Below are 18,998 nucleotides of genomic sequence, written 5' to 3'. Positions count from 1 at the left end.
GGCGGCGGCTGCTGCATCGCAGCGCGGCCCGACCCGTGCCGGCGGGCCAGATGGCCGGCAAAATCCCGCAATGGCAGAGGTTTGGGCGCCGGCGCCGGGCATTCGCCCCCGGCTGACGCGCGATTACCTGTTGAACCTGCCGCGTGTTGCGGTGCAGCATCCCTAGCGACGAGACGGGGGCGACTGCCGATGGCATTGAGGGCGTTTGCCAGGAGCGACAGGGGGCGGGCAGCCGTGCTGATCGCCCCGCCGCTGGTCTATGCGCTGCTGCTGCTGGCGCTGCCGCTTTGTGCCGTGGTGCTCTTCAGCTTCTGGACGCAGGACTTCATGGAGGTGGATACCGCCTTCACCCTGCAGAACTACCGCGAGATCTGGGACAGCCCGGTCTACCTGCTGCTGCTGCAACGGTCGGTCTTCGTCTCGGGCATGGTGACGCTGGTCACCGTCACGCTGGCCTATCCGGTGGCCTACTACATCTCGTTCAACGTCGCACCGGCGAAGAAGTCGATGTGGATCTTCCTGATCACCATTCCCTTCTGGACCAGCTACCTGATCCGCGTCTTCCTGTGGAAGGTGATCTTAGGCTACAACGGCGTCGTGAACTCCGGCCTCGTCGGCCTCGGCATTATCGACGAGCCGCTGAGCTTTCTTCTCTACAACGTCAATGCGGTGATCATCACGCTGGCCCATGCCTTCGCGCCCTTCGCGATCCTGCCGATCTTCGTCGCGCTGGAAAAGATCGACCGCAGCCTGCTCGAGGCGAGCCGCGACCTGGGCGAGGGGCGCATCCGCACGTTCCTCCGAGTGACGCTGCCGCTGTCGATGCCGGGGCTGGTGGCGGCGGTGCTGATCGTCTTCATCCCGACGATCGGCGATTACGTCACGCCCGAGCTGATGGGCGGCGCGGGCGGCAAGCTGATCGCCAACATGATCCAGACCCAGTTCCTGCAGCTGAACAACGCGCCGCTCGGCGCGGCGCTGGCGCTGGTGGCCATGGTCTGCGTCACGGCCATCGCGCTGGTCTTCATCGTGCTGAACCGGCGCTGGCTTCGGAGGCAGGTATGAGCGGCGGGCGCATCCTTGGCATCTACGCGGTGCTTTACCTGATCTTCCTCTATGCGCCGATCGTGCTGCTGCCGATCTTCGCCTTCAACGATGCGACGATCATCGCCTTCCCGCTCTCGGGGTTCTCGACCCGCTGGTTCGAGGCGCTCTGGGGCAATGCCGCGCTGGGGGATGCGGTCGGCAACAGCCTCTTCATCGCCGCGATGACGGCCATTCTCTCGACGCTTCTGGGCATCTGCGCCGCCCGCGCGGGCGCGATGGCGGATTTCCCCGGCAAGAGCGGCATCCTCGGCTTCGTCATGCTGCCGCTGGTGCTGCCCGAGATCATCATCGCCGTCTCGCTGCTGATCGTGCTGCGACAGGTGCTGGACATGCAGCTGTCGAACTGGACGGTGATCGCGGCCCATACGCTGCTGTGCACGCCCTTTTCCATCGCAATCCTGAACGGCGCCTTCCAGAACCTCGACCCCTCGATCGAGGAGGGCGCGATGGACCTCGGGGAATCGCGCTGGGGCGCCTTTTGCAGCGTCGTGCTGCCGCTGGTCATGCCGGGCATCGTCAGCTCGCTGCTCATCGCCTTCACGATCAGCCTTGACGAGTTCATCATTGCCTTCTTCCTGACCGGCTCCAACCCGACGATGCCGGTCTATATCTGGGGCCTGCTGCGCTTTCCGCAGCAGCTGCCCGTCGTCATGGCGCTGGGGACGATCCTCGTGGCGCTGTCGATCGTCCTTCTGGCGATCGCGGAATTCTACCGCCGCCGCGGCCTTGCCCGCGCCGGCCTCAAGGATAGCGGAGGCTTCCTGTGACGGCGCTGATCCAGCTTCGCGGCATCAACAAGTATTTCGGCGACTACCACGCGCTGCGCGATATCGACCTCGAGATAAAGCAAGGAGAGTTCTTCTCGCTGCTCGGCCCCTCGGGCTGCGGCAAGACGACCCTGCTGCGCACCATCGCGGGCTTCGAGGATCCCAGCGCCGGCACGCTCAGCATCGACGGGCGGCCGATGGCGGGGGTGCCGGCGAACAAGCGGCCCACCAACATGGTCTTCCAGTCCTACGCCATCTTCCCGCATCTGACCGTGGCCGAGAACGTCGGCTTCGGGCTGCGCCGCGATCCGCGCAGCAAGGCCGAGAAGGCGGGGGCCGTGAAGGACGCGCTCGAGATGGTGGGCCTCGGCGGCTACGGCGCCCGCTCGGCCCACGCCCTCTCGGGCGGGCAGCGGCAGCGCGTGGCGCTGGCGCGGGCTCTGATCCTCAAGCCCAAGGTGCTGCTTCTGGACGAGCCGCTCAGCGCGCTCGACCGCAAGATGCGAGAGCTGATGCAGGTGGAGCTGATGAAGCTTCAGCGCCAGGTCGGCATCACCTTCATCCTCGTCACCCACGACCAGGAAGAGGCGCTGGTGATGTCGGACCGCGTGGCGGTCATGTTCGACGGGCAGATCCGGCAGATGGACGACCCTGAGGCAATCTACACCCGCCCGCGCAGCCGCGAGGTCGCCGCTTTCATCGGCAAGATGAACTTCCTTCCGGGCACGCTGCACAGCTCGGGCGAGGGGGTCGAGGCCGATGTCGCCGGCCTTGGCCGCGCCATGATCCCGCCCGACCGGGTGACCCCCGGCCTCGGCTCCGGCCCGGCGGTGATCGGCCTGCGCCCCGAGAGCCTCGCGGTTCTCTTCGAGGGCGAGACGACGACGCGCCGCACCGTCGAAGGCACCGTCGACGAGGTCGTCTACTACGGGGACATGACCTATTACGACGTGCGCATCGCTGGCGTGGACGAGCCCCTGAACATCGCGATGAAGAACCTCGTCGGGCGCGACGTGCTCGAGGTCGGGACGGCGACGCGCGTGGCCTGGGACGAGCGGTCCCTGGTTCCGCTGGCGCCCTGAACGCCGCTAATCGCCAAAAGTTTCGGCGCGCGGGCCTGATTTAAAGGCAAGGTTGTTCGGGCCTGCCTTTTATTCCAAATGAAAACCCAGCGGGCCCGGAGCGATCCGAGTGTCTTGTTTTCCCAGTGACCTGGGCCCGCTGCACCCCCGATGCACGCCTAGGCGTCCGGCCCCAGAAGGCCGAGGCCCCGCAGGTAGATGCCGATCCCGGTCTCCAGCAGGTCCTCGGGCGGGAAGGGCGACTTCGTTCCCGGCGAGCCTCTGGCGAAAAGCTCCACCACCCCGTGGCTCATCGCCCAGATATGGGCCGAGACCATCTGCGGCGGCGGTCTGCGCCCCTCGGGCAGGCGCTGCGCAAGGCCGGCGGCGGCCTGCTCCAGCACGCCGAGCGTCCGGGTCGCCGCGGCGTTCAGCCCCGGATCGCGCTGGATCGAGATGCCGCTTTCGAACATCGCGACGTAGTGTCCCGGATAGCGCCGGGCGAAGGCCAGGTAGGCGCGCCCGACCTTCTCGAAGGCGGCGAGGGTCGAGGGGCGCCCCTCGTCATAGGCATAGTCCAGAAGATCGCCGAAGATCTCGTAGCCCTGCCGCGCGGCCTCGGCGATCAGGTCCTCGCGCCCCGCGAAGTGGCGGTAGACGGCGGCGGGGGTCACGCCGGCCTCGCGCGCAGCCTCCGAGAGGGTGAAGCCGGTCGGCCCCTTCGCCTCGATCAGCGCGAGCGAGGCATCGACCAGCGCCTGGCGCAGGTTGCCGTGGTGATAGCCGCGCTTGGTCATTACCGCGCCCAGAGATCCGCGCCGCCGGCAATCTTGCCATCGACCTCGCCCAGGGCGCCGCCGTCCTTTTCGGCGTAGTCGATCCGGGCAAGCACGCTGCGGATCGCGTTCACCCGCGCCCGCCGCTTGTCGTCGCTGCGCAGGACGATCCAGGGGGCGAAGCCGAAGTCGGTGCGGTTCAGCATGGTCTCGATGGCGTTGGTGTAGCTGTCCCAGCGGCGCAGCCCCTCCACGTCGATCCAGCTGAGCTTCCATTGCTTCAGGGGATCGCGCTCGCGCGCGAGGAAGCGGCGCAGCTGCGTGGCGCGGCCGACGTTGAGCCAGATCTTGAACAGCAGGATCCCGTCGTCGGTCAGCATCCGCTCGAAGGGCTCGACCTGGTCGTAGAAGCGGGCGACCTGCGCCTCGGTCGCGAAGTCGAAGACCGGCTCGACCACGGCGCGGTTGTACCAGGAGCGGTCGAAGAACACGATCTCGCCGGGCGAGGGCAGCTGCGCGACGTAGCGCTGGAAGTACCATTGCCCGGCCTCCTCCTTGGTCGGCTTGGGCAGGGCGACGGTGCGGGCGCCGCGGGTGTTCAGGTTCTCGCGAAAGCGCTTGATCGTGCCGCCCTTGCCGGCGGCATCGCGACCCTCGAAGAGGATCGCGACGCGGGCGCCGCTCTCCTTGACCCAGGCCTGAAGCTTGACCAGCTCGACCTGCAGCGCCTCCATCGCGTCGTGGTAGTCGTCCTTGTCCCAGCGCTCCTCGTAGGGAAAGTCGGGATTGGGGATGTCCTTCTTGCCAGCCTCGTCCAGCACATCGCGCAGCGCCTCGGGGGCTTCGTCGTCGCGGAACGCGCTGATCGCGCCATCGAAGGGGAGCGGCATGGCATGTCTCCTGGGGGCTGAGGCGAAAGTATGGGGCTCGGCGTGGATCAGCGCAATCCGGCGCGGGAGGCGGCGCGGTCGATGGCCGCCGTCACCGCCTCGGGGCGGACGTGGTGGGGCATGTGGCCGACGCCCTCGAGCACCGTAAGATGCGCGCCCGGGACAAGGCGCGACAGCGGCTCCGAATGGGTGTCGAGGGGCACGATGGTATCGGCGTCGCCGTGCACGATCTCGACTGGCAGGGCGAGGGCGGGATAGCGCGGCGCCATCTGCGCCACTTGCTCGTTCAGCGCGCCGATCTCGCGCGCGTTGACGCGCTGGGTGCTGCGCACCAGCGCCAGCTCAGCGCCGACAGCCTCGCGGTAGCCCGCGGGCACGAGGTCGGGGGCGAAGATCCCCTCGATCGCGGCGCCGATCTGGTCTTCCTCGACATAGGCGGCGATCAGCGGCGGCGCCACCGCGCCGCCGATCCCGGTCCCGCTGAGGCTGTAGAGCGGGCCGAGCCCGCCCTCCCATGGCATCGTCGCGCCGGCGAGGTCGACGAAGGCGGCGATGTGATCGGGATGGTTCAGCGCCCAGGCGGCGGCGACGGCCCCGCCGTAGGAATGGCCCAGCACGATGGGCCGGTCTGCCCCCAGCTGCGCCGCGGCCTGCTGCAAAAGCGCGGCTTCCTCGGCCGGGGTGGCGGCGGCGGTGCCCCAGACCGCGACATGAGAGGCATCCAGCGGATCGGTATAGCCGAAGCCGGGCCGGTCGAAGGCGATGACGCGGTAGCGGTCGTTCAGCAGATCGACGAGGTCGAAGGTGAAATCGCGCAGGTTGCCGCTGGCGCCGTGGATCAGCACAAGATCAGGGCCGGTCCCCGAGACGAAGGCATGGACCTGGCGCCCGCCTACCTCGATCAGCTGGCCCAGCGGCGGGTAGGCCTCGTGGGCCAGCGCCTCGCGCCGGGCGGCGCGGCGCTCGGTCCAGGCGCAGCCGGCCAGCAGCAGGACGGCCAGCAGCCCGAGGCCGAGCGCGATCTTCACTCCGCCCCCTTGCCGATATCGGCAAGATCGAAGGGCGTGGTCTGGTACATCTCGTTGATCCAGTTGCCGTAAAGAAGATGCGCATGGCTGCGCCAGCGGTTCAGCGGCGCGCGGGTGGGATCGTCCTCCGGGTAGTAGTTCCGGGGCAGCTCGACCGGCCCGCCGGCTGCGGCGTCGCGATCGTATTCCTCTTTCAGCGTCTGCGTGTCGTATTCGAAATGGTTGAAGATATAGAGCGCGCGGTGCCCCGGATCCTCGACGAGGCAGGGCCCCACCTCGTCCGAGTGCAGCAGCGGCACGAGGCCGGGGCGGGCCGCGATCTCCTCCGCGCGCATCTCGGTCCAGCGGCTGACGGGCACGGTGCAATCGTCCGAGAACCCGCGCAGGTAGGGCGAGGAGGGCAGGAGGTTCCGGTGCCGGTAGCAGCCGAAGGCCTTTTCCGGCAGCAGGTGCTTTGCCACGCCGTGCAGGTGGTAGATCATCGCCATGCCGCCCCAGCACACGCCGAAGGTCGAATGGACATTGGTCTGTGCCCAGTCGAAGACGCGGCGCAGCTCGTCCCAGTAGGTCACCTCCTCGAAGGGCAGATGCTCGATCGGGGCGCCGGTGACGATCAGCCCGTCGTAGCGGTCGCCCGAGGCCGCGACCTCCTCGAAGCTGCGGTAAAAGGTGTCGAGATGCTCGGCGGCGGTATTGCGCGACTGATGCTCGCTCATGCGGATCAGGTCGAGCTCGATCTGCAGCGGCGTCGCGCCGATCAGCCGGGCGAACTGCGTCTCGGTCGCGATCTTCTTGGGCATCAGGTTCAGCAGCGCGACGCGCAGCGGGCGGATGTCCTGCCGCGCGGCCTGATCCTCGCGCATGACCATGACGCCCTCGTGCGTCAGCACGTTCCAGGCGGGCAGGTCATGGGGGATCTTGATCGGCATCGGCGGCCTCCTTGGTCAGACCGCTGACATAGCCCCGTGCGGGGCCGGTCTCAACTGTTCAGGGTCTTTCGCCGCCGCAGCGCCTCGGCCACGAGCGCCTCGAAGCCGCTCGCATCCTCGACCTGCGCGACCTCTTCTGCCGTGACGGTCACGCCCCAGCGCGCGGCCATCGCCGAATAGAGCGGCTGGCGATGCGCCAGCGCGCGGGCATAGGTCCAGCGGATGAAGGCATCGGGATCGACAGACGTCTCGGCCAGCCCGGTCTCGGCCAAGTACCCCTCCCAGGCGCCGGTGAGGAAGGCGGGGGAATAGGACATCGGCTTGGGCGCCCGGTCAAAGCGCTGGACCAGCGCCTCGGTATGCGCCTCGGAGCCTTCGATCCAGATCATCAGGGAGGACCGCGAGAGCGCGGTCAGGATCGGATCGCCAGGATCGGCTGGGTCTACCCATTCGCAGATCGACCCACCGGTATCGCAGACGAAATTCGGATAGCCATAAAGCGCCTGCGCCCGGTCGATGAAGTAGGGGGTATCCAGCAGGGCGCGGGTCTCGGCCTCGCGGAACTGCTCCTGCCGCTGGCGGTAGAGGGCGATGGGCAGGCCGCCCTTCGCCGCGTCGCCGGGTTTGCCGAGGTAGGTCGAGACGGGCTTGAGATTGTCGAAGGTGATGTTCGATCCGATGTAGATCGAATCCGTCATCAGAAGGTCCCGCAGGAAGGGCACCTTCATCGCCTCTGCCTTGGCGTTGTCGGCGATGTATTCGCCCATGTACCGCGTGCCGATGCGGTAATCGATCGAGTAGTGGAACCAGCCGCCGCTCGCCGCGTCGGCGCGCAGCAGGCTGGCGAGGCGGGTCTTGCCAAGGCCCGACATGCCGAAGAGCAGCACGCGTTTCTCGGGGGCGTTCAGCCAGTCGTCGGCGGTCTCGTAGATCATGCGATAGTGCTAGCGCGGCTTTCCGGAGGGCGCCATGGCGATCTGCACCCGGCGCAGGATCCGCCCGTCGATCACCGCGAGGCCAGAGGCCAGCAGCGCGAAGCCGAGGTAATCCTGCGGCGGCAGCGCCTCGCCCAGGATCAGCGCACCCAGCACCAGCGCGATGGGCGCGACCAGCAGCGTCACCAGCAGCGTGTTGCCCGCGCCCGCCGTGGCCATGATCCTGTAGAACAGCAAAAAGGCGAGGCCGGTCGCGACGAAGGCGACGTAGGACAGGGCCAGCAGGCCTTGGACCGAGGGCAGGACGGGCACCCCTTCGATCCAGAAGGCCAGCGGCAGGGCCATGGCGCCGCCGCAGGCGGTCATCCCGGCCGCCACTGTCAGCGGGGGCAGATGCGCCAGCCGCTTGCGCGCCCAGATGCCCGAGACGGCGTAGCCCAGCGTGGCGCCGATCACAGCGATCTGCCCCAGCGCGCGCGGATCGAGGCCGCGCAGCGCCTCGGGCCCGATGGCAAGGACGACGCCGGAAAAGCCGAGCGCGACGCCGATCCCGCGCCGCGCGCCCAGCCGCTCGTCGGCGAAGAAGAGCGCGGCGAAAAGCACGCCGAAGATCGCGGTACTGGCGTTCAGGATCGCGACGAGGCCCGACTCCACCTGCGTCTGTGCCCAGGCGAGCAGGCTGAAGGGCAGCAGGTTGTTGGTGATCCCCATGACCAGCAGGCTGCCCCAGTCGCCGCGGGCGGGCAGGGTGCCGCGCCGCGCCAGCAGCACCAGCCACAGCACCGCCGCGCCGCCGCAGCAGCGCACCGCCACGACCCAGAAGGGCCCGGTCTCGCGCAGCGCGACAGAAGTCGCGAGGAAGACCGCGCCCCAGATTGAGGCGAGTGCCGCCATCTGGAGCCATGCGAGGGGGCTGAGGGATTTCTGGTCGGCCATGACAGTGGCGTTACACGCGGAGGGGCCCGCCACAAGCCGGATCCTGCGGCTTGCGCCGCCCCCGCGCATGGCCTGCGGCGGCGGCGCGCTGCGCCTAGCGCGACTGCGCGGCGAGCCACTCCATGACCGAGGTCACCTTGTGCCCGCCGACGTCTCCCGCCTCACTCGCGGAGGGGCCGTAGAGCTGGCCGTGCCCGCCCTCGATCATCGCGAGATCGTTGTTGTAGAAGGGCACCCAGGACCAGTGGCCGTTGTACTCGAAGGCGCCGCCCTCCGGCGCCTCGTAGCGGCCGCTGGTGTCGAAGACGCCGGGCAGGTAGCTCAGCTGCACGTCGCTCGCCCCGGCCTGCACCAGCCGGTCGTAAAGCGGCGCGACGAAGGTATCGGCCGGCACCGTGGTATCGGTGGCGGCGGTCACCAGCCAGAGCGGCAGATCGGTGATGCCCGACAGCTCCTCTTCGGTGATGTACTGCGGATCCATCGCCTGCGCGATGGCGACGGCAGCGGCGTAGTAGTCCGGGTGATCGAGGATCAGCCGCATCGTCATGAAGCCGCCGTTCGAGGCGCCGGTCAGGTAGATACGGTCCGTATCGATATCCTCGCGCTCCGAGACGAAGCCCTCGATCAGCTCCTGCAGCGCGCCGCTGTAAATCGACAGGGCATTGGGCTTGGCCACGCCGGCGATGCTGCCCTCGGGTCCTTCCATCCAGCGCGAGGCTGCCTGCGGCACGAGGACATAGGCGCCGTCGAAATGGGCCTGCGTCTCGTCCGAGGCGAGGCTGTCGGCGCGGTTCGCGGCCAGCGGCATGGTCGGGTCGGTCCCGCCTTCGCCGCCGCCGTGCAGCCAGACGATCAGCGGGTTGGTGCCCTCGTCCTCCTCGGGGGCGAACCAGCCGTAGCGCAGGTCGATCGCGCCCGCCTCGACATCCTCGTAGCTGGCCTGATCGAAGGTGAAGCGGTCGATGCCGCCGCGGCTGTAGTCGCCGAGCGTATCGGCCAGCACCCCGGCCTCCTTCCCGGCGAGGGGCCGCGTCAGGCTGATGGTATAGCTGGTCTCGGTCCAGTCGTTGAACTTAATCTCGGACCCGGGCGAGACGGCGCCGTAGTTCAGCGCGGCGCTCAGCGGCTGCTCGGGGCCGTAGTCCGGCACCAGGGTGACATGGGTTCCCGTCTCGGCCGGTTCGCCCTCTGCGTCCGAGACATAGGCCTCCTCCACGGGCAGGCTGCCCGCCTGCAGCGCCGGCTCCTCCTGCCGGGGATCGCTGCGCGCGGCCTCGATCTCGAAGGCGGCGGCGTCGATGTCGCCGGCACTGACCTCCTGTCCCAGATCGACGATCAGCCGGACGGTGGCAGAGCCCCAGTCCTGAACCTCGTCGACGCGGTCGTAGGTGGCCTGGGCCTGTGCGGCACAGGCGGGCGCAAGCGCGGCCAGTGCCACGCCGCACGCAAGACGTGCGCTTCGTTTCATGGGTTTTCCTCCGGTTGCGCGGCGCCTCCTCGCGCCGCGTCACCGAAGCATGACGGGCCGCGCCGGGCTGCACAAGCGGCCCGGCGCAGGCCCTTCGACGCCGCCCCTAGAAGCGGTAGCCGAGGCTGAGGCCGTAGGAGATCGCGTCGTTGTCCTCGAACTGGGCCCGCGCGACGTCCGGCGTGCCGGTCTCGGGGAAGGCATCGCCGATCCAGCTGTAGCGCACGCCGCCCGAAAGGGTCACGGCATCGCGCGTCCAGGACCCGCCCAGGCTGACGAAGCGCAGCCCGTTGGTCGGCGCGAGGGGCGAGACGAAGTCGTCCTTCTCGGGCTCGTAGCCGACGGCGATCTGCCCCGAGAAAGCCTCGTTGAAACGGCGACCGACGCCGATCTGGTAGCTGGCGTTGTCCTCGATTTCGGTCAGGCTGCCGCCGCCCGCCGCGGCAAAGAACTCGGGGCTGACGATGACGTCCGAATAGGTCGCGTAGCGGACGTTTGCGAACAGAAGCGTGTCCTGCGCGATGCCGGTCTGGAAATCGAGGTTCCAGGCCTCGGGCGTCTCGACCGTCGTCGTCCCGACCCCGTCGAGCCCGCCGGTCAGCGCGGGCGGCAGGGCGCCGATGGGGGCGCCGCCCAGCGTCTCGGTGCTGTCGAAGTCATGCTCCATGGAGCTGTGGTAGGTCAGGGCGACGCGCAGCGCGATCTCGGGGCGCTCGTAGGCGGCGCCGATCACGTAGCCGGTGGCGCTGTCCTCATCGAGGCTGACGCGGTAGCCGTTCAGCCCGCCGTAGGCCTGCCCCGAAAGGGTGATCTCGGCGTCCAGCCTTTCGCGGCGCAGGCCGCCGTGGATGCTGAAGGCGTCGTTGATCCGGTAGCGGCCCATCAGCGTCAGCGCGCGGCTGTTCAGCTCGGCGCTGGTGCCGCCCAGCATGGTCAAGGCCGGATCGCCCTCGTAGGAGGTGTCGACGCCGAAGGGCTCGTCGGCGATCAGCGCCATGCTGATGCGGGGCGTCAGGTGGTAGGTCAGGCTCGCGCCGTAGGTCGTGAAGACCTCGCCCACGTCGCCGTAGTCCCCCAGCGTTGGAAAGATGTCGAGGTCCGCGCCGCTGAGCGAGGGCTCGGTGCGCGCGTAACTCAGCTCGAGGTAATTGTCCTCGGCGAAGATCGCCGTGATGTCCTGGTTCGACCGATCAAGGCCCACGGCCCCGGCGGCCCCGGCGCCAAGCAGCAGGATGCCGCTGGCTGTCGCAAATGTCTTCATGGTCTCCTCCCCATGCGGCCGGGCGGCCGCAGGGTCAGCCTGTCCCATGACCCCGCGCCGCGCAAAGCCTGACGCTACGTCCAAACGGACGAGGCCCGAGGACCGTAGCGGGCGAAACACAACTTGGGCGCGCGGCCGGATCCCGGCGCCGGCCTCAGGGGGCGGGCGTGCTGGCGGCAGCCGAGGCAAGGACCGGCGGGCTGGTCTCGGTAGCGGCATCCTCTCCGTCCAGCCGGTCCGCGCGGCGCAGGTCGGGGAACATGCGCGCCCAGAGGCCGGTGACCGCGAGGGTGCCGATGCCGCCGAAGGCCGCGGCGCCCACCGGGCCGATCAGGCGGGCGACCACGCCGCTCTCGAATTCGCCCAGCTCGTTGCTGCCCGAGACGAACAGGCCCGAGACCGCCGAGACGCGGCCGCGCAGGTGGTCTGGCGTCACGATCTGCACCAGCGTCTGCCGCACGTAGACCGAGACCATGTCCGCGGCCCCCAGTGCGGCCAGCGCCACGACCGACAGCACCATGTTCCGCGACAGGGCGAAGACCAGCGTGGCGAGGCCGAAGGCGGCGACGGACCAGAACATCCGCACCCCCGCGCGGCGCCGCAGCGGCCAGCGGCTGAGCGCGAGGGCCACCGCCGCCGCGCCGATCGCCGGGCCCGAGCGCAGGATGCCGAAGCCCTCTGGCCCGACGCCCAGCACGTCGCTCGCAAAGGCCGGCAGCAGGGCCGTCGCCCCGCCCAGCAGCACCGCGACGAGGTCGAGGGAGATGGCGCCGAAGACGATCTTGTTGGTCCAGACATAGACCAGCCCTTCGCGGATCTGCTCGATCCGTCCGCCGGGCTGGATGACGGGCCGTGTGTCGGCCCGCATGGTCAGCAGCAGGACCAGACCCGCGGCATAGAAGACCGCCGCGCCGCCATAGGCCGTCGCGGTCGAAGCCGCGACGAGCAGTCCGCCGATCCAGGGGCCGATGATGACCGCGCCCTGCCAGGCCAGCGACTTCAGCGAGATCGCCTGCGGCATGTCGCTGCGCGGCACCAGCATCGGCACGATGGCCGAGGCGGCAGGCTGCTGGAAGGCCCGCGCGGCACCGAAGATTGCCGCGACGCCGAAGATCTTGGACAGGTGCTCTTCGGGGTCGAGCGCGAAGTAGAGTAGGGCCAGCACGCAGAGCACCTCGATACCGAGGGTGATCAGCACGATCCGCCGCCGGTCGGTGCGGTCCGCGGTGCTGCCCGCGATCAGCGTCAGCACGAAGAGAGGCAAGAACTGCGCAAGGCCGACCATGCCCACGAGGAAGGCGGATTGCTCGATGCTGCGCGTCTCGCGGGCGATGGCGTAGATCTGCCAGCCGATGGTCACCGCCTCGATCTGCACGGCGAGGTTCACCAGCCCCATGCCGGCCCAGAACAATCCGAACTCGCGGTGACGGAACAGGAAGGCGCGGCTGGGGGTGTCGGTCATCGGCAGGGGCCTTTGCAGGGCGGGTCAGAGGGCGCAGCGGCGGCGGGTGCGGGACACGGGCCGCGGGCTTGCCGCCGCTTTGGTGCGCCAGCCTGCCGCCCGAGTAAAGGGCATGACTGCTGCGCGGGGCACGGACCTGCCGGGCTCATGGAACGTTACCAGCGGCGCGGCAGGACGCCGCGCGGATCAGGGGAGCGCCAGCCAATGGCCGATCTTACACTTCAGGACCTGTCGGAGCGCATGAGCGGCATCGACTTCGCGATGCTGACGACGCGCACCTCGGGCGGGGCCATGGCCAGCCGCCCGATGAGCAACAATGGCGACGTCGAATACGACGGCGATTCGTGGTTCTTCAGCTATGACGCGGCGCGCAGCGTTTCGGACATCGCCGAGGACAGTCAGGTCGGGCTGACTATGACTGGCAAGCCCGGCCTGCTGGGCCGCCCGCCGCTGTTCCTCGCGGTGCAGGGCCGGGCGGAGATCCTGCGCGACATGGCCCTCTTCGAGGCGCATTGGGTCCCGGACCTCGAGCGCTGGTTCGAGCAGGGCGTGGAGACGCCGGGCCTCGTGCTGATCAAGGTCACGGCGACCCGCATCCACTACTGGGACGGCGAGGAGGAGGGCGAGCTGGTGCTCTAGCCGCCGGAGACGCGAAAGGGCGCCGCGCCTGTTGCAGGCCCTGCGGCGCCCCTGCGGGAAGTCAGCCTGCCATCATTCCCATTCGATGGTTCCCGGCGGCTTGCTGGTCACGTCGTAGGTGACGCGGTTGATGCCGCGCACTTCGTTGATGATGCGCGTCGCCGTCTCGCCAAGGAATTCGTGGGTGAAGGGGTAGTAATCGGCGGTCATCCCGTCGACCGATGTCACCGCGCGCAGGGCACAGGCGAAATCATAGGTCCGCCCGTCGCCCATCACGCCGACGGTGCGCACCGGCAGGATCGCGACGAAGGCCTGCCAGATCTCGTCGTACAGACCGTGCTTGCGGATCTGGTCGATGTAGACGGCATCGGCCTTGCGCAGGATCTCCAGCTTCTCGCGGGTGATCTCGCCGGGGCAGCGGATCGCGAGGCCGGGGCCGGGGAAGGGGTGGCGCCCGATGAAGCTGGCGGGCAGGCCCAGCTCGCGTCCGAGCGCGCGGACCTCGTCCTTGAAGAGCTCGCGCAGCGGCTCGACCAGTTTGAGGCCCATCTTCTCAGGCAACCCGCCGACGTTGTGGTGGCTCTTGATCGTGACCGAGGGGCCGCCGGCGAAACTGACGCTTTCGATCACGTCGGGATAGAGCGTGCCCTGGGCGAGGAAGCGCGCGCCCTCGATCTCGTCCGCGTATTTCTGGAAGACGTCGATGAAGAGCTTGCCGATGGTCTTGCGCTTGACCTCCGGATCCGAGACGCCCTCGAGCGCGCCGAGAAAGAGGTCCTGCTCCTGCGCGTGGATCACCTGCAGGTTCATGTGGTCGCGGAACATCGCCACGACTTCTTCGGCCTCGTTCAGGCGCAGGAGCCCGTGATCAACGAAGACGCAGGTCAGCTGATCGCCGATCGCCTCGTGGATCAGCGCGGCGGTGACAGAGCTGTCGACACCGCCCGAGAGCGCGCAGATCACCTTGGCCTTGCCGACTTCCTCCCGGATCCGGCGCACGGCCTCGTCGCGATAGGCCTCCATCGTCCAGTCGCCGGTGAAGCCAGCGACCCGCAGGAAATTCGCAAGGAAGGCGCGGCCGTTCGGCGTGTGATGCACCTCTGGGTGGAACTGCACGGCGTAGAAATTGCGCGCCAGATCCGCGGTGATCGCGAAGGGCGCGCCGGGCGAGGTGCCGCAGACCTCGAAGCCCGGGGCAAGGCGGCTGACGTGATCGCCGTGGCTCATCCAGACCTGCTCGCGCCCGCCGTCGAACCAGCCGGCGAGAAGCTCGCTCGGGGTGTCGGTGGGTGACACGAAGGCGCGCCCGAACTCGGCCGTGCCGTCGCCGCGCAGCACTTCGCCCCCCAGCATCTGCATCATCACCTGCTGGCCGTAGCAGATGCCAAGCACCGGCACGCCCAGCTCGAAGACCCGCTGCGGCGGCCGCGGGCTTCCGGCATCGGGCACGCTGGCCGGCCCGCCCGAGAGGATGACGGCCTTGGGCGCCATCTCGTCCAGAAGCGCGTCGGTGACGGCCTGAAAGGGGTGAATTTCGCAGTAGACGTTCAGCTCGCGAAGGCGGCGCGCGATCAGCTGCGTCACCTGGCTGCCGAAGTCGACGATGAGAAGGCGGTCGTGAGAGGATGCTGGCGTCATGCGGACCCCTTAGTGCCGCCGGCAGAGGCGCGCAAGCGGCGGCGTGGCGCGCCCGCGGGCGGCGTTGACCTTGCTGCCGCCGCGGCTTTATCAGCGAAAGCACCCGCTCTTCGAGGTTCGCCCGTGCCGCGTCTTCCGATCCTCCTGCCGATCCTCCTGCTTGCCGGCGGGTGCAGCCCGCTGCGTGGCGGGTTCCTCGACGCCGCCGGCCCGGTGGCCGAGGCGCAGCGCGGCCACTTCTTCGCGCTGCTCGGCTGGATGTCGATCGTCACGCTGCCGCTCTTCATCGCGGTGCCCTGGGCGCTCTGGCGCTACCGGATCGGCAACGACCGCGCCGCCTACCGCCCGAACTGGGATCTCAGCTGGTGGCTGGAGGTGCTGATCTGGGGCGTGCCCGCCCTCGTCGTGGTGGCCATGGGCTGGGGCCTGTGGCAGCGGACCACGCACCTCGACCCCTATGCGCAGGTGGGCCCGGGCACCCCGCTCGAGGTGCAGGCCGTGGCCTATGACTGGAAGTGGCTGTTCATCTACCCCGAGGCGGGCGTGGCCAGCCTTGACCGCCTCGTGGTGCCGGTGGACCGGCCGCTGCGCATCCGCCTGACCAGCGACACGGTGATGCAGGCCTTCATGGTCCCGCAGCTTGGCGGGCAGATCTACGCGATGGCGGGAATGGAGACCGAGATGAACCTGCGCGCCAGCCGGGCGGGCCGTTTCGAGGGACGCAATACCCAGTTCAACGGCGAAGGGTTCCCGCACCAGCGTTTCGAGGTTGAGGCCCTGTCGGCAGAGGGTTTCGACGATTGGACCGCCTCGCTGGCCGGCGCCCCCGCCCTCGACGCCGAGGCGCTGGACGCCTTGCAGGAGCCGGGCGTGCCCGAGGGGCCGCGCAGCTACGGCAGCGTGCCGCCCGGCCTCTTCGCCTCGACCGTCGCCAGCTGGCGCGGCGGCGGCACCTGTATTCTTCCCCCCACGGCGCCCGAGGGGCTGTCCGGTGATCTGCTGGAGGACGCGCGATGAGCCTTCTGGGCATCCTCGGCTGGTCCGACATCATCTTCGTCAAGGCCTGGCAGAACCCGAGCATCAGCGAGGCGATTGCCGCCGGCGCCGGCGGCGCGGCGGTTCTGGGCGCGCTGGGCGCGGCGGTGCTGGTGACCTGGCTGGGCGCCTGGCGCACGCTCTGGACCGGCTGGCTGACGAGCCTCGATCACAAGAAGATTGGCATCATGTACATCGTCCTCGCGCTGGTGATGATCGCCCGCGCGCTGATCGAAGCCGTGCTGATGCGGGTGCAGCAGGCCGCCGCCGTGGGCGATCCGGGGTTCCTGTCGGCCGATCACTACAACCAGCTCTTCACCACCCATGGCACGATCATGATCTTCTTCATGGCGATGCCCTTCCTGACCGGGGTGATCAACTACGTCATGCCGCTGCAGATCGGCAGCCGCGACATGAGCTTTCCGATGATGAACGCCGTCTCGCTCTGGCTGACGGTGGGCGGGGCGATCCTGATGATGGCGAGCCTGATCTTCGGCAGCTTCTCGACCGGCGGCTGGTCGGCCTACCCGCCCTATACAGGCGCCAGCTTCAGCCCCGGCGTCGGCGTGGATTACTGGATCTGGGCGGTGACGCTGGCCTCCGTCGGCTCGACCCTGACCGGCATCAACATCGCCGTGACGATCTACAAGCGGCGCGCGCCGGGGATGACGCTGTTCCACATGCCGCTGTTCTGCTGGACGGCGCTGGCGGTCTCGATCCTGATGATCTTCGCGATGTCGCCCCTGACGGTGGCGACGGCGATGCTGGCGCTCGACCGCTATGCCGAGTTCAAGTTCTTCACGAACGGCGACGGCGGCAACATGATGATCTACGCCAACCTCTTCTGGCTCTTCGGCCATCCGGAGGTCTACATCCTGATCCTGCCGGCCTTCGGCGTCTATTCCGAGGTCTTCACCACCTTCTCCGGCAAGACGCTCTACGGTTATCGCAGCCTCGTGCTGGCGACGATGTGCATCGCGGTGCTCAGCTTCACGGTCTGGCTGCACCACTTCTTCACCATGGGCCAGAGCGCCGAGATCAACGCCGCCTTCGGCATCGCCACCATGCTGATCGGCATCCCGACGGGGGTGAAGGTCTATGACTGGCTGCTGACCATGGTGCGCGGGCGGATCGTCGCCTCGACGGCGCTGATCTTCTCGTCGGTCTTCCTCGTGACCTTCGTGGTCGGGGGCGTGACGGGCATCATCCTCGCGAACCCGGATGTCGACTACCAGGTCCACAACTCCCTGTTTCTGGTCGCGCATTTCCATAACATGCTGATCCCGGGGCTGCTTTTCGGGATGATCGCGGCGGTGCAGGTCTGGTTCCCGAAGGCCTTCGGCTTCCGGCTGGACGAGCGCTGGGGCCGGATCTCGGCGCTCCTCTGGACGGCTGGCTTCTACCTTGCCTTTATGCCGCTCTATGCCATGGGGCTGGGCGGGGCGATGCGGCGGATGCGCAGCTGGGCCGATCCGGACTGGTGGCCCTGGCTGCTGGCCGCCGAGATCGGCGCATTCCTTCTGCTGGGCGGGCTGGCGACGCTGCTGATGCAGTTCTGGGTTTCGGTGCGCAACCGCCGCGCGCTGGCGGTGCCGGGCGGCGATCCCTGGGACGGGCGCACGCTGGAATGGGGCACGTCCTCTCCGCCGCCGGAGTACAACTTCGCCGTCGTGCCGCAGGTGGACAGCCGCGACGCCTTTACCGCCGTGAAGGCGGCGGGGCGCGCCTATAGCGCCCCCGAGACCTACGAGGATATCGAGATGCCGAAGGCGACGATGGTCCCGCTGGCCATCGGCCTGCTGGCGGCAGCCTGCGGGTTCGGCCTGACATGGCACATCTGGTGGCTGGCCCTGCTCGCCTTCATCGGCATCTGGGGCGCCGTGATCCTGCGCAGCTTCCAGCGCGAGACCTCGCGCGTGATCCCGGCGGCCGAGGTCGCGCGGCAGCACGAGGCCTGGCTGGAGATGGTGCGCGGCCTGCCGCAGACGCCCCGCCGCGCCGGGCTGACCCCCGCCAACAGCGGCCGCGCCGAACAGGGAGAGCCGGCATGACGGCCAGCGCCCATACCCGCGCGGACGAGCGCGCCCATATCGGCCTGACCCAGCGCGAGGGCGAGGGGCCCGATCCTGACGAGGCGGCACCGATCATCTTCGGCTTCTGGGTCTTCCTGATGGCGGACCTCGTGCTCTTCGCCGTGCTCTTCAGCGTCTATGCGGCGATGGTGAACGGCGGGCAGGGCACGGCACCGGGGCCGGCGGACCTGTTCGATCTGAAGATCCCCTTCGTCGAGACGCTGATCCTGCTGGCCTCGAGCCTGGCCTGCGGCAAGGCCTCTCTTGCGCTCAAGTGGCGGCACGACCGCGGGCGGCTGCTGGCCTGGATGGGGCTGACATTCCTTCTGGGGGCGGGGTTCCTTGTGCTGGAGCTGCGCGATTTCATCCAGCTCGCGACCGAGAAGAACGCCCCGCCGCAGGCCTCGGGTTGGCTGTCGAGCTACTGGCTGCTGCTGGGCACGCATGGGCTGCACGTCGCTGCCGGAATGATCTGGCTCGCGGTGATCGCGGCGCAGGTCGTGCTCTGGGGCCTCGTGCACGAGGTCAAGCTGCGGATCATGCGGTTCGCGCTGTTCTGGCACATGCTGGACATCGTCTGGATCGCCATCATCACTGTCGTCTACCTGTTCGGAGTGCAGTCATGACCGGCCCCCGCAACGAGGAAGAGCACGAGGAGCTTCGGCGAGAGCGGCGCGCGCTGACCATCGGCGCCGTGCAGGCGCTGATACTGACCTGCGCGGCCTTCGCCATCCCCGCGACGGGCCTGCTGACCGGGCTGGCCGCGCTTGCGGGGATCGCGCTGCTGGGGGTGCTGCAGATCGCGGTGCATTTCCGCTGGTTCCTGCACCTGGACCTGCGCCGCTCGCACCGGCACGATCTGCAGCTGGTCCTGTTTACCGTGCTGATCGTGACGCTGATGGTGGGCGGGTCGATCTGGATCCTTTTCGACCTGCACGACCGCATGATGTGATTTGTTAATCATGACTCTCCATGCTGGCGGGGACCGAGCAGC

The 18,998-nt window shown here is 68.6% G+C and carries 18 protein-coding genes; 8 read left to right on the top strand and 10 right to left on the bottom strand.

Going from position 1 to position 18,998, the window contains the following annotated elements; translation table 11 throughout:
* The first annotated feature begins 189 nt into the window (after window positions 1-189).
* The 3 genes from DFP88_RS04320 to DFP88_RS04310 are packed head-to-tail and all read left to right on the top strand — an operon-like array spanning window position 190 to window position 2,956.
* Window positions 190-1,065 (top strand): ABC transporter permease, encoded by an 876-nt coding sequence (locus DFP88_RS04320; RefSeq protein WP_110813183.1) that lies wholly within the window; start codon window positions 190-192, stop codon window positions 1,063-1,065.
* The gene (locus DFP88_RS04315) at window positions 1,062-1,874 is read left to right on the top strand and encodes an ABC transporter permease (RefSeq protein ID WP_110813182.1); all 813 of its coding nucleotides are present in this window, start codon (window positions 1,062-1,064) and stop codon (window positions 1,872-1,874) included. The genes DFP88_RS04320 and DFP88_RS04315 overlap by 4 nt, the downstream gene beginning before the upstream one ends.
* On the top strand, window positions 1,871-2,956 hold the full coding sequence (locus DFP88_RS04310) for an ABC transporter ATP-binding protein (RefSeq protein ID WP_110813181.1): 1,086 nt from the start codon (window positions 1,871-1,873) through the stop codon (window positions 2,954-2,956). The genes DFP88_RS04315 and DFP88_RS04310 overlap by 4 nt, the downstream gene beginning before the upstream one ends.
* Before the next feature lie 158 nt (window positions 2,957-3,114).
* Here the strand turns inward: DFP88_RS04310 and DFP88_RS04305 are convergent, their stop codons facing one another.
* The 9 genes from DFP88_RS04305 to DFP88_RS04265 form a co-directional block, all read right to left on the bottom strand.
* On the bottom strand, window positions 3,115-3,732 hold the full coding sequence (locus DFP88_RS04305; protein WP_110813180.1) for a TetR/AcrR family transcriptional regulator: 618 nt from the start codon (window positions 3,730-3,732) through the stop codon (window positions 3,115-3,117).
* Window positions 3,732-4,601 carry a polyphosphate kinase 2 gene (gene ppk2, locus DFP88_RS04300; RefSeq protein WP_110813179.1) on the bottom strand — a complete coding sequence of 290 codons (870 nt, stop codon included), beginning with the start codon at window positions 4,599-4,601 and terminating at the stop codon, window positions 3,732-3,734. Before ppk2 ends, DFP88_RS04305 begins: the two co-directional genes overlap by 1 nt.
* 47 nt (window positions 4,602-4,648) lie before the next feature.
* A complete protein-coding gene (locus tag DFP88_RS04295) occupies window positions 4,649-5,623 on the bottom strand; it encodes an alpha/beta fold hydrolase (protein WP_425450810.1) in 975 nt (324 codons plus the stop codon).
* Window positions 5,624-5,625: 2 nt separating this feature from the next.
* Window positions 5,626-6,558 carry a homoserine O-succinyltransferase gene (locus tag DFP88_RS04290; protein WP_110813177.1) on the bottom strand — a complete coding sequence of 311 codons (933 nt, stop codon included), beginning with the start codon at window positions 6,556-6,558 and terminating at the stop codon, window positions 5,626-5,628.
* 50 nt (window positions 6,559-6,608) lie between these two features.
* Complete coding sequence (locus DFP88_RS04285) at window positions 6,609-7,493, bottom strand: ATPase (protein WP_110813176.1); 885 nt, start codon at window positions 7,491-7,493, stop codon at window positions 6,609-6,611.
* Window positions 7,494-7,502: 9 nt separating this feature from the next.
* Window positions 7,503-8,429 (bottom strand): DMT family transporter, encoded by a 927-nt coding sequence (locus DFP88_RS04280; RefSeq protein ID WP_110813175.1) that lies wholly within the window; start codon window positions 8,427-8,429, stop codon window positions 7,503-7,505.
* A 94-nt stretch (window positions 8,430-8,523) separates the two neighbouring features.
* Window positions 8,524-9,897 carry a carboxylesterase family protein gene (locus DFP88_RS04275; RefSeq protein ID WP_146227411.1) on the bottom strand — a complete coding sequence of 458 codons (1,374 nt, stop codon included), beginning with the start codon at window positions 9,895-9,897 and terminating at the stop codon, window positions 8,524-8,526.
* 106 nt (window positions 9,898-10,003) lie between these two features.
* Window positions 10,004-11,158 (bottom strand): OmpP1/FadL family transporter, encoded by a 1,155-nt coding sequence (locus DFP88_RS04270; RefSeq protein WP_110813173.1) that lies wholly within the window; start codon window positions 11,156-11,158, stop codon window positions 10,004-10,006.
* A gap of 154 nt (window positions 11,159-11,312) precedes the next feature.
* Window positions 11,313-12,620, bottom strand: coding sequence for an MFS transporter (locus DFP88_RS04265; protein WP_110813172.1), 1,308 nt, complete (start codon window positions 12,618-12,620; stop codon window positions 11,313-11,315).
* A gap of 204 nt (window positions 12,621-12,824) precedes the next feature.
* Here DFP88_RS04265 and DFP88_RS04260 point away from each other — a divergent pair, with 204 nt between their 5' ends.
* Window positions 12,825-13,259 (top strand): pyridoxamine 5'-phosphate oxidase family protein, encoded by a 435-nt coding sequence (locus tag DFP88_RS04260; protein WP_110813171.1) that lies wholly within the window; start codon window positions 12,825-12,827, stop codon window positions 13,257-13,259.
* Window positions 13,260-13,331: 72 nt separating this feature from the next.
* Here DFP88_RS04260 and guaA read toward each other — a convergent pair whose 3' ends face one another.
* The gene (gene guaA / locus DFP88_RS04255; protein ID WP_110813170.1) at window positions 13,332-14,897 is read right to left on the bottom strand and encodes a glutamine-hydrolyzing GMP synthase; all 1,566 of its coding nucleotides are present in this window, start codon (window positions 14,895-14,897) and stop codon (window positions 13,332-13,334) included.
* A 123-nt stretch (window positions 14,898-15,020) separates the two neighbouring features.
* On the opposite strand from guaA, the gene DFP88_RS17205 reads away from it, so the two are divergent.
* The 4 genes from DFP88_RS17205 to DFP88_RS04235 are packed head-to-tail and all read left to right on the top strand — an operon-like array spanning window position 15,021 to window position 18,956.
* Complete coding sequence (locus DFP88_RS17205; protein WP_220032278.1) at window positions 15,021-15,914, top strand: ubiquinol oxidase subunit II; 894 nt, start codon at window positions 15,021-15,023, stop codon at window positions 15,912-15,914.
* Window positions 15,911-17,983, top strand: a complete 2,073-nt coding sequence (locus DFP88_RS04245) for a cbb3-type cytochrome c oxidase subunit I (RefSeq protein WP_110813169.1) — start codon at window positions 15,911-15,913, stop codon at window positions 17,981-17,983. Before DFP88_RS17205 ends, DFP88_RS04245 begins: the two co-directional genes overlap by 4 nt.
* Window positions 17,980-18,630, top strand: a complete 651-nt coding sequence (locus DFP88_RS04240; protein WP_110813168.1) for a cytochrome c oxidase subunit 3 — start codon at window positions 17,980-17,982, stop codon at window positions 18,628-18,630. The genes DFP88_RS04245 and DFP88_RS04240 overlap by 4 nt, the downstream gene beginning before the upstream one ends.
* Window positions 18,627-18,956, top strand: coding sequence for a cytochrome o ubiquinol oxidase subunit IV (locus DFP88_RS04235; RefSeq protein ID WP_110813167.1), 330 nt, complete (start codon window positions 18,627-18,629; stop codon window positions 18,954-18,956). Before DFP88_RS04240 ends, DFP88_RS04235 begins: the two co-directional genes overlap by 4 nt.
* Window positions 18,957-18,998 lie beyond the last annotated feature (42 nt).

Source organism: Pseudoroseicyclus aestuarii, from assembly GCF_003217255.1.
GTDB classification, from domain to species: Bacteria; Pseudomonadota; Alphaproteobacteria; order Rhodobacterales; family Rhodobacteraceae; genus Pseudoroseicyclus; species Pseudoroseicyclus aestuarii.
Note: the sequence above shows the minus strand (reverse complement) of the source record. Positions and strands in the feature narration are given on the sequence as shown.

What these genes read in the sequence shown, in the direction of transcription:
- DFP88_RS04320 (WP_110813183.1), top strand. Translation starts at nt 190, where the DNA reads ATGGCATTGAGGGCGTTTGCCAGGAGCGACAGGGGGCGGGCAGCCGTG.
- DFP88_RS04315 (WP_110813182.1), top strand. Translation starts at nt 1,062, where the DNA reads ATGAGCGGCGGGCGCATCCTTGGCATCTACGCGGTGCTTTACCTGATC.
- DFP88_RS04305 (WP_110813180.1), bottom strand. Translation starts at nt 3,732, where the DNA reads ATGACCAAGCGCGGCTATCACCACGGCAACCTGCGCCAGGCGCTGGTC.
- ppk2 (WP_110813179.1), bottom strand. Translation starts at nt 4,601, where the DNA reads ATGCCGCTCCCCTTCGATGGCGCGATCAGCGCGTTCCGCGACGACGAA.
- DFP88_RS04290 (WP_110813177.1), bottom strand. Translation starts at nt 6,558, where the DNA reads ATGCCGATCAAGATCCCCCATGACCTGCCCGCCTGGAACGTGCTGACG.
- DFP88_RS04285 (WP_110813176.1), bottom strand. Translation starts at nt 7,493, where the DNA reads ATGATCTACGAGACCGCCGACGACTGGCTGAACGCCCCCGAGAAACGC.
- DFP88_RS04280 (WP_110813175.1), bottom strand. Translation starts at nt 8,429, where the DNA reads ATGGCCGACCAGAAATCCCTCAGCCCCCTCGCATGGCTCCAGATGGCG.
- DFP88_RS04275 (WP_146227411.1), bottom strand. Translation starts at nt 9,897, where the DNA reads ATGAAACGAAGCGCACGTCTTGCGTGCGGCGTGGCACTGGCCGCGCTT.
- DFP88_RS04270 (WP_110813173.1), bottom strand. Translation starts at nt 11,158, where the DNA reads ATGAAGACATTTGCGACAGCCAGCGGCATCCTGCTGCTTGGCGCCGGG.
- DFP88_RS04265 (WP_110813172.1), bottom strand. Translation starts at nt 12,620, where the DNA reads ATGACCGACACCCCCAGCCGCGCCTTCCTGTTCCGTCACCGCGAGTTC.
- DFP88_RS04260 (WP_110813171.1), top strand. Translation starts at nt 12,825, where the DNA reads ATGGCCGATCTTACACTTCAGGACCTGTCGGAGCGCATGAGCGGCATC.
- guaA (WP_110813170.1), bottom strand. Translation starts at nt 14,897, where the DNA reads ATGACGCCAGCATCCTCTCACGACCGCCTTCTCATCGTCGACTTCGGC.
- DFP88_RS04245 (WP_110813169.1), top strand. Translation starts at nt 15,911, where the DNA reads ATGAGCCTTCTGGGCATCCTCGGCTGGTCCGACATCATCTTCGTCAAG.
- DFP88_RS04240 (WP_110813168.1), top strand. Translation starts at nt 17,980, where the DNA reads ATGACGGCCAGCGCCCATACCCGCGCGGACGAGCGCGCCCATATCGGC.
- DFP88_RS04235 (WP_110813167.1), top strand. Translation starts at nt 18,627, where the DNA reads ATGACCGGCCCCCGCAACGAGGAAGAGCACGAGGAGCTTCGGCGAGAG.